13 protein-coding genes are annotated in these 14,536 nt (G+C 68.4%); 6 read left to right on the top strand and 7 right to left on the bottom strand.

The window, feature by feature from the left end; genetic code table 11:
- Window positions 1-9: 9 nt before the first annotated feature.
- Window positions 10-1,578, bottom strand: coding sequence for an FG-GAP repeat domain-containing protein (locus PMES_RS03765; RefSeq protein WP_159964179.1), 1,569 nt, complete (start codon window positions 1,576-1,578; stop codon window positions 10-12).
- A complete protein-coding gene (locus tag PMES_RS03760) occupies window positions 1,575-2,855 on the bottom strand; it encodes an ROK family transcriptional regulator (protein ID WP_159964178.1) in 1,281 nt (426 codons plus the stop codon). Before PMES_RS03760 ends, PMES_RS03765 begins: the two co-directional genes overlap by 4 nt.
- Before the next feature lie 209 nt (window positions 2,856-3,064).
- Between PMES_RS03760 and xylF the strand changes: the two genes are divergently transcribed.
- The 5 genes from xylF to xylA all read left to right on the top strand — a co-directional run bounded on the left by xylF (window position 3,065) and on the right by xylA (window position 9,027).
- On the top strand, window positions 3,065-4,096 hold the full coding sequence (gene xylF / locus PMES_RS03755) for a D-xylose ABC transporter substrate-binding protein (protein ID WP_159964177.1): 1,032 nt from the start codon (window positions 3,065-3,067) through the stop codon (window positions 4,094-4,096).
- Window positions 4,097-4,189: 93 nt separating this feature from the next.
- Window positions 4,190-5,485, top strand: coding sequence for a sugar ABC transporter permease (locus tag PMES_RS03750; protein WP_159964176.1), 1,296 nt, complete (start codon window positions 4,190-4,192; stop codon window positions 5,483-5,485).
- Window positions 5,485-6,285: an ATP-binding cassette domain-containing protein gene (locus PMES_RS03745; protein WP_159964175.1), complete on the top strand. Its 801-nt coding sequence runs from the start codon at window positions 5,485-5,487 to the stop codon at window positions 6,283-6,285. The genes PMES_RS03750 and PMES_RS03745 overlap by 1 nt, the downstream gene beginning before the upstream one ends.
- Window positions 6,285-7,721 (top strand): xylulokinase, encoded by a 1,437-nt coding sequence (gene xylB / locus PMES_RS03740; protein WP_159964174.1) that lies wholly within the window; start codon window positions 6,285-6,287, stop codon window positions 7,719-7,721. The genes PMES_RS03745 and xylB overlap by 1 nt, the downstream gene beginning before the upstream one ends.
- A 1-nt stretch (window position 7,722) precedes the next feature.
- A complete protein-coding gene (gene xylA, locus PMES_RS03735) occupies window positions 7,723-9,027 on the top strand; it encodes a xylose isomerase (RefSeq protein ID WP_159964173.1) in 1,305 nt (434 codons plus the stop codon).
- Between the two features lie 160 nt (window positions 9,028-9,187).
- On the opposite strand, the gene PMES_RS03730 is transcribed toward xylA, so the two are convergent.
- From PMES_RS03730 to PMES_RS03715, 4 genes are read right to left on the bottom strand one after another with little or no spacing between them, the layout of a single operon-like run.
- Complete coding sequence (locus tag PMES_RS03730) at window positions 9,188-9,667, bottom strand: DUF6505 family protein (protein WP_159964172.1); 480 nt, start codon at window positions 9,665-9,667, stop codon at window positions 9,188-9,190.
- Entirely contained in the window at window positions 9,664-10,404 is a 741-nt protein-coding gene (locus PMES_RS03725; RefSeq protein WP_236549681.1) for a biotin/lipoate--protein ligase family protein, read from the bottom strand. Before PMES_RS03725 ends, PMES_RS03730 begins: the two co-directional genes overlap by 4 nt.
- The gene (gene apbC / locus PMES_RS03720; RefSeq protein WP_159964171.1) at window positions 10,401-11,468 is read right to left on the bottom strand and encodes an iron-sulfur cluster carrier protein ApbC; all 1,068 of its coding nucleotides are present in this window, start codon (window positions 11,466-11,468) and stop codon (window positions 10,401-10,403) included. The genes PMES_RS03725 and apbC overlap by 4 nt, the downstream gene beginning before the upstream one ends.
- Window position 11,469: 1 nt before the next feature.
- Window positions 11,470-11,661: a DUF6494 family protein gene (locus PMES_RS03715; protein ID WP_159964170.1), complete on the bottom strand. Its 192-nt coding sequence runs from the start codon at window positions 11,659-11,661 to the stop codon at window positions 11,470-11,472.
- Between the two features lie 100 nt (window positions 11,662-11,761).
- On the opposite strand from PMES_RS03715, the gene PMES_RS03710 reads away from it, so the two are divergent.
- Complete coding sequence (locus PMES_RS03710; RefSeq protein WP_159964169.1) at window positions 11,762-12,529, top strand: cytochrome c family protein; 768 nt, start codon at window positions 11,762-11,764, stop codon at window positions 12,527-12,529.
- Window positions 12,530-12,535: 6 nt separating this feature from the next.
- Here the strand turns inward: PMES_RS03710 and PMES_RS03705 are convergent, their stop codons facing one another.
- On the bottom strand, window positions 12,536-14,500 hold the full coding sequence (locus tag PMES_RS03705; RefSeq protein WP_159964168.1) for a 4Fe-4S binding protein: 1,965 nt from the start codon (window positions 14,498-14,500) through the stop codon (window positions 12,536-12,538).
- Window positions 14,501-14,536: the final 36 nt, after the last annotated feature.

Here is a 14,536-nt window from a genome sequence, read left to right as displayed (position 1 = left end):
CGCGGCGGCTCAGCGCTTCTCCAGACGCGCCTCGGCGCCGCCGATGTCCAGGAGGTAGTCGCCCCCCGCCGCGACCGGCATCCACGGACCCGCGGACCCGCCGGGACGGGTGACGCGCAGCATGGCGCCAGGCGCGCTGCCAAGCCCGAAATGCTGTGGCCCCCATTGGCCGCCGCCATGGCCGCCGCCCACCGTGATCTCGCGCAGGGCGATCCGCCCGTCCGGCATCAGCAGCTCGATGCGCGCGCCGACCGCGCCGCGATTGCCCGAAGGCCCGCGCAGGGTCACGAAGAGATGCCCCCCCGCCCGCGTCACGTTGCGCCAGAGCTGCATCGGCGCCCGCCGGTTCACCACCACCAGGTCGAGCCGCCCGTCCCGGTCGAGATCGGCGAGCGCCGCGCCGCGCCCGCGCGCCGTGCTCGCCACCCCCGCCGCCGCCGCCGTTTCGGTGAATTGGCCGGCGGGACGCTGCATCAGGAGATTGTTGGGATCATGCGCCGCGTTCGAGGGCATCTGGTCGACATTGCCCTTCGCGATGAAGAGATCGTCGAGGCCGTCATTGTCGACATCGGCGAACTCGGGATGCCACCCGGTCGAGGGGCGCCCGTCATCGCCGATGAAGGGACGCTGCGCCGCGGCCCCGGCGGCGTAGGGCGCGGCCTCCCACCCCTGCGGGCGGCCGAACATCAGAAGCTGATCGCCCATGGATGTCAGCATCACGTCCTGCATCCCGTCGCCGTCGATGTCGCGCTGGGCGATGCCCATGCCCCAGATCGAAAGGTCGGGCCAGCCGTCGTCGCCGCGCCGCTCGCGCAGGGGATCGAGCTCCCACATCTGCTCGCGGCCGCCGCGCACGTAGTAATGCCGGTCATTCGAGATGCGCAGCTGCGCCTGTCCCGTGCCGCCCGGATCGGAGAAGAGCATCGACAGCGCACAAAAACCCGGCGCGAGCGGCTCGGCGACGTAGCCCGACGCATGCGGTCGGTGCAGCATGTTGGGTGCGCAGGTGCCGAACGGACCCTCGGGATCGTCCCGGTCGACATAGTTGCCGAAGGCGAGAACGGGGCGCGTCGCCCCGGCCATCCATGTCGCCGAGAAGGCCGTGCTCCATGCCGAGCCGCCCTCGAACCCCCAGAGCGCGTTGGCACGCTCGAAACCGCAATTCCCGGTCCCGCGCAAAAGCAGGTTCTCACCCACCCGCGTCACCGCGAGATCCACCCTCTCGTCACCGTCCATGTCGAACGGCCACAGCCCCGTGACCCCTTCCCCGGCGGCAAAGGCCGCGCGCTCGAAGCGCAAGGCGACGTCCGGCATTCCCGGCTCCGGCCTGTCGCCGCTGCGATTGACGAAGAGGACGGCGGGCGCCGTGCCGCCGGCGGCTGCGATCTCCGGATAGCCGTCGCCATTGCAGTCGAAAACCGCGACACCGCCGCCCACGAAATGCTCCCATCCGCCCTCGTAGGAATGTCCCCCCGGCAGCGCCTCGTCCATCTGCGCGAAACGCGGCGGGGCGGCGAGGGCCGGCGCCGCCGCCACGGCGAGCAGTGCGAGCGCTGCGGGAAGGGGCGCGCGCCTCATTGCGCCGCCCTCGCGCCGGCGGCGCCGAAACGCGCTCCGGTGACATCCGTGAGCGCCAGCGCGGCGGCGCCGCGTGCCCAGACCAGGTCCCCCCAGACATGGGTCTCGAGCCGGGGCGCCGGACCGTCCACCACGATCGCGGCACGGGCCATCTCGGCCATCAGCTCGTCCGCGTGGAGGTAATCCCAGCGCATCCGCGCGCCCGACAGGACGATCAGCTCGGGATCGAAGAGGTTGACGATATTGCCAAGGCCCGCGGCGAGGAAACGGCCCGCGCGCCGGAAGATCGAACGGGCCGCCGCGTTCCCGGCCTTCGCCTCGTCGTAGAGCCGCTCGAGGATCTCGCCATCGGTCAAACTACGCGGCGGCCAGCCAAGGGCCGTGGGCGCCTCGCGCAGCAGCGCGTAATCGCTGACATAGGCCTCGAGGCAGCCGCGCTGACCGCATTGGCACAGGGCGCCGTCGAGCTGCACCTTGGTATGGCCGAGCTCGGTGCCGAGCCCCCGCACCCCGCGATAGAGCCGGTTGTCGAGCACGAGACCCATGCCCACACCATGCTCGATGGTCACGACGGCGAAATGCCTGACCCCCCGCCCCTGCCCGAACCACAGCTCGGCGAGGGCGATGAGATGCGCGTCGTTGTCGATCACGACCTCGCAGCCGAGAGCGCCGGAGAGCTCGGCTGCCAGATCGATGTTCCGCCCGGCAACGAGGGGCGACCACAGGACCCGCCCCGCGGCGCTGTCGACGAAGCCCGGAACGCCGGCCCCGATGCGGATCACGGCATCCGCGGGAAGCTCGGCCGCGGCCAGCGCCGCCGCCATCAGGCGGGCCGCGCGCTCCTTGAGCGTATCCAGCGAAAGCCGCGCGCCGTCGCCGGGCAGGATGGCCGAGGCGATCTGCGTTCCGGCGAGGTCGTGGATCACCGCGCTGTGCCGTCCGGGTGCGAATTGCAATCCCGCGACGAAGCCCGCACCGGGGCGCACCGCGAGCGCGACCGCCGGCCGGCCGCGACCGCCCTCCGCACCAGGCGGCGCCGATCGCTCGTCGAGATAGCCCGCGTTGATCAACTCCGTGACCGCCGCCGTGACGGAGGCGGGACTGACCCCGAGCGCACGCGCCACGTCTCGCCGGGCGATCGTTCCGGCGGCCCGGACCGTCTCGAAGACGGTCTGACGCAGGGGTTGCAGGCCCGGAGCCGCGCTGGCGAGGAGCGGGCCGCACCCCGGCGGCACCGGCGGCTCGGGCAAGGCGTCCCTCGAGGTCTGGATCGTCATGCTCTGGGCACTCCGGCTGGACGCGGCCGCCGGCGCCGGCCCGCGGCAGCGGAGATCGGCGGGGGCCTCGGAGATCAGGTTACGCTGGCCAGAGGGCATTTGGAAACATTTATTTTGACAACCGAATTAATTGCGATCATCCTGTCGCGACTACAAGCACCGATCGCCGCGCGACAAGGATCGCGGCGACATTCCTGGGAGGAAGAACCATGCGTCTTGCAATATGGACGGCCGCCGCGCTGTCGACCGGACTGATGTCCACCACCGTTCTGGCACAGGACGGCCCGACCGTCGGCGTGAGCTGGTCCAACTTCCAGGAAGAGCGCTGGAAGACCGACGAGGCGGCGATCAAGTCGGCCCTCGAGGAAGCCGGTGCGACCTATATCAGCGCCGATGCGCAGAGCTCCTCCTCCAAGCAGATCTCCGACATCGAATCGCTGATCGCCCAGGGCGCCGATGCGCTCATCATCCTGGCGCAGGATTCGCAGGCCATCGGCCCCGCGATCACCGCCGCCGATAACGAGGGCATTCCGGTCGTCGGCTATGACCGCCTGATCGAGGATCCGCGCGCCTTCTACCTGACCTTCGACAATATCGAGGTTGGCCGGATGCAGGCCCGCGCCGTGCTCGAAGCCGCACCCGAAGGCAACTACGTGATGATCAAGGGCTCGCCCACCGATCCCAATGCCGACTTCCTGCGCGGCGGCCAGCAGGAGGTCCTGCAGGAAGCGATCGACGCCGGCAAGATCACGATCGTCGGCGAGGCCTATACCGATCAGTGGCTTCCCGCCAACGCCCAGCGCAACATGGAGCAGATCCTGACCGCGCAGAACAACGAGGTCGACGCGGTCGTCGCCTCCAACGACGGCACCGCCGGCGGCGCCGTGGCGGCGCTGACCGCGCAGGGCATGGACGGCATCCCCGTCTCTGGCCAGGACGGCGATCATGCCGGCCTGAACCGCGTTGCCAAGGGCACCCAGACCGTCAGCGTCTGGAAGGACGCGCGCGAGCTGGGCCGCACGGCCGGCGAGATCGCGGTGAAGATGGCCGAGGGCACCGAGATGTCCGAGATCGAGGGCGCCGAGATGTGGACCTCCCCGGGCGGCACCGAGCTGACCGCGAAGTTCCTCGACCCGATCCCGGTCACGCAGGACAATCTCGAGATGGTCGTCGATGCCGGCTGGATCGAGAAGGAAGCCCTGTGCCAGGGTGTCACGGACGGTCCGGCTCCCTGCAACTGAGCCGCTTGCCCGAACCCCGGCGCCTCGCGCGCCGGGGTCTTTGCCACATTCGCGCCGCCGCGCACCTTCGCTCCTGAATGAAGAGCCCCATCCATGTCAGACACCGTCAGCCAGACCCAGCGGGTCGAGAAGCGCAAGCTGCTCGATACGCTCGAAGTCGATACCCGCCTTCTCGGGATGATCGGCGCCTTCATCGCCGTATGCATCGTGTTCAACGTGCTGACACAGGGCCAATTCCTGACGGCGCGCAACATCTTCAACCTGACGATCCAGACGGTCTCCGTCGCGATCATGGCCACGGGCATGGTCTTCGTGATCGTCACCCGCCATATCGACCTGAGCGTGGGCTCGCTGCTGGCCACCTGCTCGGCGATGATGGCCATCACCCAGACATGGCTTCTGCCGCAGGTGCTCGGTCTCGGACTCGGCAGCCCGCTGATCGCCCCGCTCGCGATCCTCGTCGGCCTGCTGACCGGCATCGCGATCGGCGCCTTTCACGGCTGGCTCGTGGGTTATCTCGCGATCCCCGCCTTCATCGTGACGCTCGGCGGTCTCCTGGTGTGGCGCAACGTGGCCTGGTACATCACCAACGGCCAGACGATCGGCCCGCTCGACGAGAACTTTCAGGTGTTCGGCGGCATCAACGGCACCATGGGCGAGACGATGTCCTGGGTCGTCGGCATCCTCGCAGTGCTCGCCGCGCTCTACGGACTGGTGCAGGCGCGCCGCTCCAAGCTGGCACATGACTTCCCCGTCAAGCCGGTCTGGGCCGAGGCGGTCCTCGGCCTTCTCGTGGCCGCCGCGATCCTCGGCCTCGTCTGGATCCTCAACAGCTACACCATTCCCGAACGCGTCCTCGAGCGGCAGTTCGAGGCCCGCGGCGAGACCATGCCCGAGGGCTTCACCGCCGGCTACGGCATGCCCGTCTCGGTGCTTCTGCTGATCGCCATCGCGATCGTCATGACCCTCGTGGCGCGGCGCACCCGTCTTGGCCGCTACATCTTCGCCACCGGCGGCAATCCCGACGCGGCCGAGCTTTCGGGCATCAACACCCGCATGCTGACGGTCAAGGTCTTCGCGATCATGGGCGCCCTCGCCGCGCTCTCGGCGGTCGTGGCTTCCGCCCGCCTGACCTTCCATTCCAATGACATCGGCACACTCGACGAGCTGCGCGTCATCGCCGCGGCGGTGATCGGCGGCACGGCGCTCGCGGGGGGGCTCGGCACCATCTACGGCGCCATCCTCGGCGCGCTGATCATGCAGAGCCTCCAGTCGGGCATGGCCATGGTCGGGGTCGACGCGCCGCTGCAGAATATCGTGGTCGGCTCGGTCCTCGTCCTCGCCGTCCTCATCGACATCATCTACCGCAAGCGCACCGGAGCGAAATGATGGACAGCACCACAACCTCCCTGCCCCGCGGCGCGGCCAAGGTGCCCGCCGGAACCGTCCCGCTCGTCGAGATGCGCAACATCTCGATCGCTTTCGGCGGCGTGCGCGCGGTCGACGACGTGAGCGTCGATCTCTTTCCCGGCGAGGTCGTCGGCCTGCTGGGTCACAACGGCGCCGGCAAGTCGACGCTGATCAAGATCCTCTCGGGCGCCTACGCGGCCGATAGCGGCGAGATCTACGTCAACGGCGAGAAGGCCACGATCAACAATCCCCGCGATGCGCGCAGCTACAACATCGAGACGATCTACCAGACGCTGGCGCTGGCGGACAATCTCGACGCGGCGAGCAACCTCTTTCTGGGCCGCGAGCTGACGACCGGGCTGGGCTTCGTGAACGACGCGGCAATGGAGGCGGAGACACGGCGCATCATGGCCCGGCTGAACCCGAACTTCTCGAAGTTCGGCGATCCGGTCAGCGCCCTGTCGGGCGGCCAGCGCCAATCGGTGGCCATCGCCCGAGCGGTCTATTTCGACGCACGCATCCTGATCATGGACGAGCCGACCGCCGCGCTTGGCCCGCAAGAGACGCAGATGGTCTCCGAACTGGTGCAGGAGCTGAAGAAACAGGGGATCGGCATCTTCCTCATCAGCCACGACATCCATGACGTGATGGCCCTGTGCGACCGCGTCAGCGTGATGAAGAACGGCCAGCTCGTGGGTACGGAACGTGTCGAGGACGTCACCGACGACGACATCCTCGGGATGATCATCCTGGGCAAGAAACCGGGGCAGCCGGGCTGATGTTCCTCGGACTCGATCTGGGGACCTCGGGGCTGAAGGCTCTTCTGATCGATGCCGATCAGAAGACCTGCGCCGAGGCAAGCGCCCCCCTGACGGTCTCGCGGCCGCATCCCAACTGGTCCGAGCAGGACCCGGCTGACTGGATCGCGGCGGCAAGAAGCGCGATCGGCCGGATCGCCGCCCATACCGATCTGTCGCAGCTCGTGGGCATCGGCCTTTCGGGCCATATGCATGGCGCCACGCTGCTGGGCGCCAATGACGAGGTCCTGCGTCCCTGCATCTTGTGGAACGACACACGCGCGCATGCGCAGGCTGCCCGCCTCGACGCGGACCCGGCCTTCCGCGAGATCACCGGCAATATCGTCTTTCCGGGCTTCACCGCGCCGAAACTGGCCTGGGTTGCCGAGAACGAGCCCGAGATCTTTGCCCGCATCAGCCGGGTCCTGTTGCCCAAGGACTACCTGCGCCTGTGGCTCACCGGAGAGCATGTCACCGACATGTCGGACGCCGCGGGCACGTCCTGGCTCGACACGCGCGAGCGCGACTGGTCGGGAGACCTGCTCGAGGCGACGGGACTTAGCCGTGCCCAGATGCCCGCCCTCGTCGAAGGGTCGGCCCCCGCGGGGCGCCTGCGCGTTTCCGCGGCCGAGGCTTGCGGCCTGCCGGCCGGCATCATCGTTGCGGGCGGCGGCAGCGACAACGCGGCCTCCGGCGTCGGTGCGGGCACGGTCGCGGATGGGAGCGCCTTTCTCAGTCTCGGCACCTCCGGCGTCCTCTTTGCCGCCAATGACGGCTACCGCCCCGACCCCCAGACGGCGATCCATACCTTCTGCCATGCCCTGCCGGGCCGCTGGCACCAGATGGGGGTGATCCTTGCCGCCACGGACGCGCTTGAATGGCTTGCACGGTTCACTGCCTCCAGCGCGCATGAGCTGACCGCCGCCCTCGGACCGCTGCAGGCGCCCGGCTCAGCGCTTTTCCTGCCCTATCTCGGTGGCGAGCGCACACCGCATAACGATGCCGCCATAAGAGGCGCGTTCCTCGGGCTCGAACATGCGACCGACAGGGCCGCCGGCACGCGCGCCCTGCTCGAGGGCGTCGCCTTCGCCTTCCGCGATTGCCGCGATGCGCTTGCCGAGACCGAAACGCGGATCGAACGGGTGATCGCCCTTGGAGGCGGAAGCCGCTCGGACTACTGGCTTGCCGCCATAGCGACCGCGCTCGATCTGCCGGTGGATGTGCCGGCCTCGGGTGATCACGGCGCCGCGCTGGGCGCGGCCAGGCTCGCGATGATGGCCGCCGCGGGGGCCGGCCCCGAGATCTGCACTGCGCCGCCGATCGCCCGGACGGTCAAACCCGAAACCGCGTTGCGGCAGGCCTTCGACGATGCCCATACCCGCTACGCGCAAGCATATGCCATCCTCAAGGAGACCTGACGTGAGCAGCTATTTCGACGGGATCGCCCCGATCACCTACGAAGGCACCGACAGTGGCAGCGATCTCGCGTTCCGCCACTACAACCCCGACGAGATGCTCGGCACGAAACGCATGGAGGATCACCTGCGCTTCTCGGTCGCCTGGTGGCACAGCTTCGCCTGGCCCGGGGGAGACCCTTTCGGCGGCCAGACATTCGAGCGCCCCTGGTTCGGTAACGACATGGCCGCGGCCCGCGCGAAGGCCGACGCCGCCTTCGATCTCTTCGCGATCCTCGGGCAGCCTTTCTTCTGCTGGCACGATGCCGATATCCGGCCCGAGGGCGCGACCTTCGCCGAGAGCCGCCGGAACTTCCTCGAGATCATCGACCACATCGGCGAGAAGATGGAGACGGGCGGCCAGCGCCTGCTCTGGGGCACGGCGAACCTCTTCTCGCATCGCCGCTTCATGGCCGGCGCCGCCACGAATCCCGATCCCGAGATCTTCGCCTGGGCGGCCGCCACCGTGAAGGACTGCCTGGAGGCGACACACAGGCTCGGCGGCGAGAACTACGTCCTTTGGGGCGGGCGCGAGGGCTACGAGACGCTGCTGAACACCGATCTGGGGCGGGAAGCCGAACAGATGGGCGCCTTCCTGCACAAGGTCGTGGAGCACAAACACAAAATCGGCTTCAAGGGCGCGATCCTCGTCGAGCCAAAGCCGCAGGAGCCGACGAAGCACCAATACGATTACGACGTGGCGACCGTCTACGGCTTCCTCAAGAGGTTCGGCCTCGAGAACGAGATCAAGATGAATCTCGAGCAGGGCCACGCGATCCTCGCCGGTCACAGCTTCGAGCACGAGTTGGCAACCGCCGCCTCGCTCGGCTTGCTGGGCTCGATCGACATGAACCGCAACGATTATCAATCGGGATGGGATACGGATCAGTTTCCCGACAATCCGCGCGAAGTGGCCCTGGCCTATTACGAAGTGCTGAAGACGGGCGGCTTCACGACGGGCGGGACCAATTTCGATGCGCGCCTGCGGCGGCAATCCCTCGATCCGGTCGATCTCGTGGCGGCGCATGTCGGGGCGATGGATGTCTGCGCGCGCGGCTTCAAGGCAGCAGCGGCAATGCTCGAAGATGGCTCACTCGAGGCTGCGCGGCGCGCGCGCTACGAAGGCTGGGAGAGTGACGCGGCGAAGACGATGCGCGATTCGGAAAGCCTCGACGACATCCATGCGCGGGTTCTGGATACGGGGGCGGGCCCCTCTCCCGTCTCGGGCCGACAGGAAATCCTGGAAAACCTCGTGTCGCGCTTCGTCTGAGCCGGCCGGAAATGCCGGCGACCCCCCGGGGGGTCGTGCCCCCGGACCCCCGAGGTATTTGAGCGAAGATGAAAAGACGACGCCTCGTCGACCCACTCCTCAGCTTCGTGAAAATACCTCCGCCGGAGGCTCCCCCGCCCCGAAAAGGCGACGCAAGTGCTCAGTGATCGGTATCGCCATGAATGGCGAATTGCTCGAGCCCTGCAGGATCGGCCGCGATGACCCGGAAGCCTTCGCGCAAACCGGTCTCCGACAGCTCGCGCGCGACTGTCAGCAGCGTGTTGGGATCGTGTCCGGCGCATAGTTCAGCCATATGCTCCAGTTCGTCCCGCGCGACCGGAAGCGCCTCTTCGAGCGAAGGCGCGCCGTAGAGGTCCACGAAATGTTGCGCAAGGCCCGCCTCGAGCTGGGCAAGCTCCGCGGGTTCGATCTTTGTCACGGCTACGAAAGTGACCCGGCCGAAGGTCTCGATCCCGAGCCATCCATTGGCGAAGGCCTGACGCGCCTTGCCCACAAGATCGGCTTCTCCCCAGTTCGAGAACTCGAAGCCGCCCGAGATGCACCATTCTCCGGTGCGTGCGGGATTGTTGAAGACGTTCCGGTCGCTTTCGTCGAAATGGATGGCACGGGCGAGATTCATCGTGTTGGGTCCTCGAGCAGCGTCGTCAGGGGGATGAGATGTGTGGTCGCGCTGTCGCGCAGGAGCATGCCGAACGCCTCGTCCGTTCCAAGGAAGACGCCTTCATGTCCCCCCCTGCTGGCCGATGCGCCGATCCCGTGCACAAGGCCGCTCCATTCGCGGTGCAGGGGTGCCACGCCCTCGTCGCTCCAGCGGTTGAGCCAGACAAGGCTGTGTCGCACCCAGGCCTCGAGCAGGAGGACCGGCTCCACCTCTCCGCAGCCTTCCTCGACCAGTGTCGTCTTCTCGGGTTCGTGGCCGGGCATGTCGCCCATCGCGAGAAGCGGCAGCGACAGGCCGACCACAAGCCAGTCCGGCACCTGCGCGGGATCGTCCGTCGACGCCGCGACCGAAAGGTGGCCGCAGGCGGCGCCGTTCACGACGATACCGCCCTCCCAGGTCAGCTGCACCGCAAGCTCCGGCGGAGCGAGGGCGCCCAGCGCGTTCTGGAAACCGATGCCGCAGAGAGGCTGCATCACCATCGCCTCGCCGAGCGGAACCTCCGGTGCGAAGACGATAGCCGCGCGCAGGCGGTCGGCCTGCACGTTGTGCATGACCAGTCCCGCATCGCATCCGAGCGCGGCCTTGGCGCAGGCTGCGTCGAACGGGTCCGCCTGCCCCGACATGGCATATCCCTCGAAGAGCGGCGGGAAGACGGGCTCGGTGATCGCCGGATCGTCCGGCGCGGTTCCGCTCATGCGTTGCCGTCCTCGATCATCCGGCGGGCGAGCGCCCGGAAGCTCTGCGCCTGCGTGCTTTGCGGCTTGCTGACGACGATGGGCGCGCCGCTGTCGGCGGCCGTGCGGATATCGAGATGCAGGGGGATCTCGGCCAGCAGCGGCACGCCCATCTTCTCGGCCTCGGCCGCGACGCCGCCATGCCCGAAGATATGCTCCTCATGCCCGCAATTGGAGCAGATATGCGTGCTCATGTTCTCGATCATGCCGAGGATCGGCACATGCAGCTGGTTGAACATGTCGATGCCCTTGCGCGCATCGATCAGGGCCACGTCCTGCGGGGTGCTGACGATGACCGCGCCGGTCACCTCGGATTTCTGCGCCAGCGTCATCTGCACGTCGCCCGTGCCGGGCGGCAGGTCGATCAGGAGAATGTCGAGCGCCCCCCACTGCACCTGACCCAGCATCTGCTGAAGCGCGCCCATGAGCATCGGGCCGCGCCAGACGACGGCCTGACCCTCGTTGGTCATCAGGCCGAGGGACATCATGGTCACGCCGTGATTGCGCATCGGCAGGATGGTCTTGCCATCCGGAGAGGCCGGCCGGCCGCTGACGCCCAGCATCCGCGGCTGCGAAGGGCCGTAGACATCCGCATCGAGCAGGCCGACTCGGCGCCCTTCGGCGGCGAGGGCCACCGCGAGATTGGCCGATACCGTCGACTTGCCGACGCCGCCCTTGCCCGAGGCGATCGCCACGATCCGGTCCACGCCGGGCAGCTTCTGGGGACCTTGCGGCTGCGCGGGCTTGCGCGAGGAGGACAGATCGGGCGGGGCCGCGGGCTTGCTGTGGGCGGTCATCACCGCCGAGACGGTGGTCACGCCCGAGAGCGCCTTCACCGCCGCCTCGGCCGCGTCGCGGACCGGGCTCCAGGCCGTCGATTGCTTGGGGTCGATCTCAAGCACGAAGCGCACGGCCCCGTCCTCGACCGAAAGCGCGCGCACCACGCCAGTCGATATTAGATCTTCGCCGGAGGGGGCACGCACGCTCTTCAGCGCACCCAGAACGTCGTCTCGTGTCGCGCTCACGTCAGCCCTGCCCTTCGATCTTGCCGGTCACTTCATGCGTCAGGTCGAGACCGTCCACGGTCAGAACGACCTTTGCCGTATAGGTCTTGCCGCTCGTGTCCCGGTCACGCATCGCTTCCTCGATCGCCTGCTGCGAGGTCACCCCTACCTGCTTGAGGAACTTGCGCATCGACATGTTGAATTTCTCGTCCATCGGTCGGCCTTTCATGGCTGTGAGGTCAGTGTTGACGGGCCCGCCCGCCGGCTCCTAAGCTTCGCGGCACATCCATCCGCCCCGCATCTGGAGAGATGACATGATCCGCCGGATCGCCGTGATCATAGGGATTGTCGCGCCGGTGCCAATGCTTGCCGGCGAAGCCGATCGAAGCTTCGTGCTCGCCGCCCCGCCCGAGCTTCTGCAATCCGGCGTGATCGACCATCTCAAACCGCGCTTCTCGCTCAAGACCGGCATCGCCGTGACGCTCAAGGAAGCCGTGTCCCCGGAGGGGCAGCGTCCTGCGAAGGCCGATCTCTGGTTCACGACCGCGCCGCTCGGCGAGGCGGTGCTGAGCAGGGGCGCGCAGACCTGGCACCTGGGCGCGAATGACGATCCCGACGCCGGCCGGTTCCTCAACTGGCTGTCCTCCACCGCCGGCCGCGCCGCCATCGACGGCTTCGCCCCGCCAGAAGGGCCGCCCTACCGTCCCGCCGCCGCACGGCGCAGCGCGCGCGCCGCGCCGCCGCCCGAGGGCGATGCGGAGGCCGGCGCGACACTGGCGCTCGATCTGTGCGGGCGCTGCCATGTCGTGGGCCGGGTGAACAGGATGAAGGGCATCGGCTCGACCCCCTCCTTCGCGCTGCTGCGGGGCTTCGCGGACTGGCAAACCCGCTTTGCCGCCTTCCATGCGCTCAACCCGCACCCCTCCTTCACCCAGGTCGAGGATGTCACGCCGCCCTTCGATCCGCGCCGTCCCTCCCCGATCGCGCCGATGCGGCTCGATCTGGAAGAGCTGGAAGCGATCATTGCCTATGTCGCCGGGCTCGCACCGGCCGATCTGGGGGCACCGCTCGATGCGAAATGAGCGCATTCAGTGGTCCTTGCGCTCGGAGTAGTAGTCGTCGGTCGTCCGGGTGCGCGGCCGCTCGGCGGCGGCGAAGGGGTTGTTCTGCATGTGATACTGGGCGTTGACCCTGCAATCGTCGCACATGCGGATCATCCGGGCCTGCGGACCCGAGGCGAACATGGGATGCTTTCCCGCCAGCTGGGCGGAGATACGCTCGATGGTGGATTTCACCCCGAAGGCCGCGCCGCATTCAACGCATTCGGCCGGCTCTTCCTCGTTCAGCACCTTCTGGGACAGCGCGGCATCGCTCAGATCGAGCTGCGGGCGCAGGGCGATCGCATCCTCGGGGCAGATATTGGCGCAGAGCCCACATTGCAGGCAAGCATCTTCCTGGAACAGGAGCTGCGGCTTGTCCTCGTTGTCCATCAGCGCGCCGGACGGGCAGAGAGACACGCAGGACAGGCACAGCGTGCAGGCGTCGGTATCGACGAGCACCGCGCCGTAGGGTGCCCCCTCGGGCAAGGCGAGCGGCGCGGCGCTGCCCGCATCCTCGTGCAGCGCGCGCGCCGCGAGGCGGGTCACCTGGCGCCGGCTGCCCATCGGCAGGACGGGCTCGGCGACGGGGGCCGGGGCCTCCGCCAGGAGCGCGTCGGTGAGGCGCTCGGGATCGGCGACATCGTCGATGATGGCGATGCGCCCGGGGCTGGCGATCGCCGCGGCGAGACGGGCCTCGCGGTCGAGCGCCTCGCGCTCCGTCGTCGGCGACAGGAGCACCTCCACCCGCGAGAAACCCAAGGCGAGCGCGCCGAGCATCTCCGCGTGGCCGAAGCCCGCGATCGTGTCGAGCGCGAAGGGGATCGTGGCCGCCGGCAGGCCACGGTCGAACCGCGCCGAGAGCGAGATCATTTCGGCGCCGTGATTCATGTCATGCACCAGAAGGCGCGGTGCCTGGCCGCCGGCCTTCGTGAAGGCCTGCATCATCGTCTCCATCCGGCGGAAGAGATGCGAGACCGGCGGCGCGTCATAGGTGATCGCGCCCGACGGGCAGAGCGCCGAGCACGACCCGCAGCCCGCGCAGATCATCGGATCGATCGCGACATGCTCTCCGGCCGGGCTGATGGCGCCGGTGGGGCAGATGTCGAGGCAGCGGGTGCAGCCGACCTGCTCGGCACGGCTATGGGCGCAGAGCGGCTCGCTCAGCCTGACATAGAGCGGCTTCTCGAAGGTGCCGACGAGCTGGCTCGCGGCGAAGGCGGCGGCGACGACGGCGCGCTGGTCGCCCGGATCGGCCCGCAGGTAGCCCTCGCGCTTGCCCGGCGCCGTGACGAAGGGCGTGCCGCCCGTCAGGTCCATCAGGATGTCGCATTGCGTCTCGCCGCCATCGCGCGGCGGGGTGAAATCGAAAAAGCCGCGGCCGGCCGGGTCGACCTGCTGCAACGCGTCGATGCGCAGGCGGAAGCCACCAAGCGCGCCCTCCACTCGTGCCAGGCGTCCTCGGATGACATCGAAACGCCGATCCAGCGGCGGCTCGTCGTCATCGGTCAGGAGCACTGTCACGGAGAGCAGCTCGCACAGTTGCACGGCGGCCGGCAGCGCCACCGCGGAGCTGCCGACGATGAGGCACATTCCCTCGGATGTCACGTCGAGCGCGCGCATCGCCGGATCGGGCAGCTGCGCCTCTGCGACCAGCGCGGCCTGCTTGGGGCCGGCATCCGCGCCCTCTTCGGACCAGCCGGCGCGATCACGGATATCCACGAAACCGGGCACCGGCGCGTCGATCTCCTGGGCGAGCTCCTCGAAGCGCGCGACCTCCTGCCCGCAGGCGATGACAATCTCGCCACCGGCCATCGCCTCGGCGGCCACCTGCAGCTCGGATGTGCAAAGGGCGCTGTGCACGCGCGAGCAGGGCAGACCGCCGGCACGACCGATGGCATCGGCATCGACCGACTGGGACCGGGCGCAATCGCACAGGAGCAGTTGCTTGACCATGAACGTTCCTTTCACTTGCCGCGGCGCGGCTGCGCG

Origin of the sequence: Profundibacterium mesophilum KAUST100406-0324, assembly GCF_009835145.1 — a bacterium.
Classification (GTDB): Bacteria; Pseudomonadota; Alphaproteobacteria; order Rhodobacterales; family Rhodobacteraceae; genus Profundibacterium; species Profundibacterium mesophilum.
Note: the sequence above shows the minus strand (reverse complement) of the source record. Positions and strands in the feature narration are given on the sequence as shown.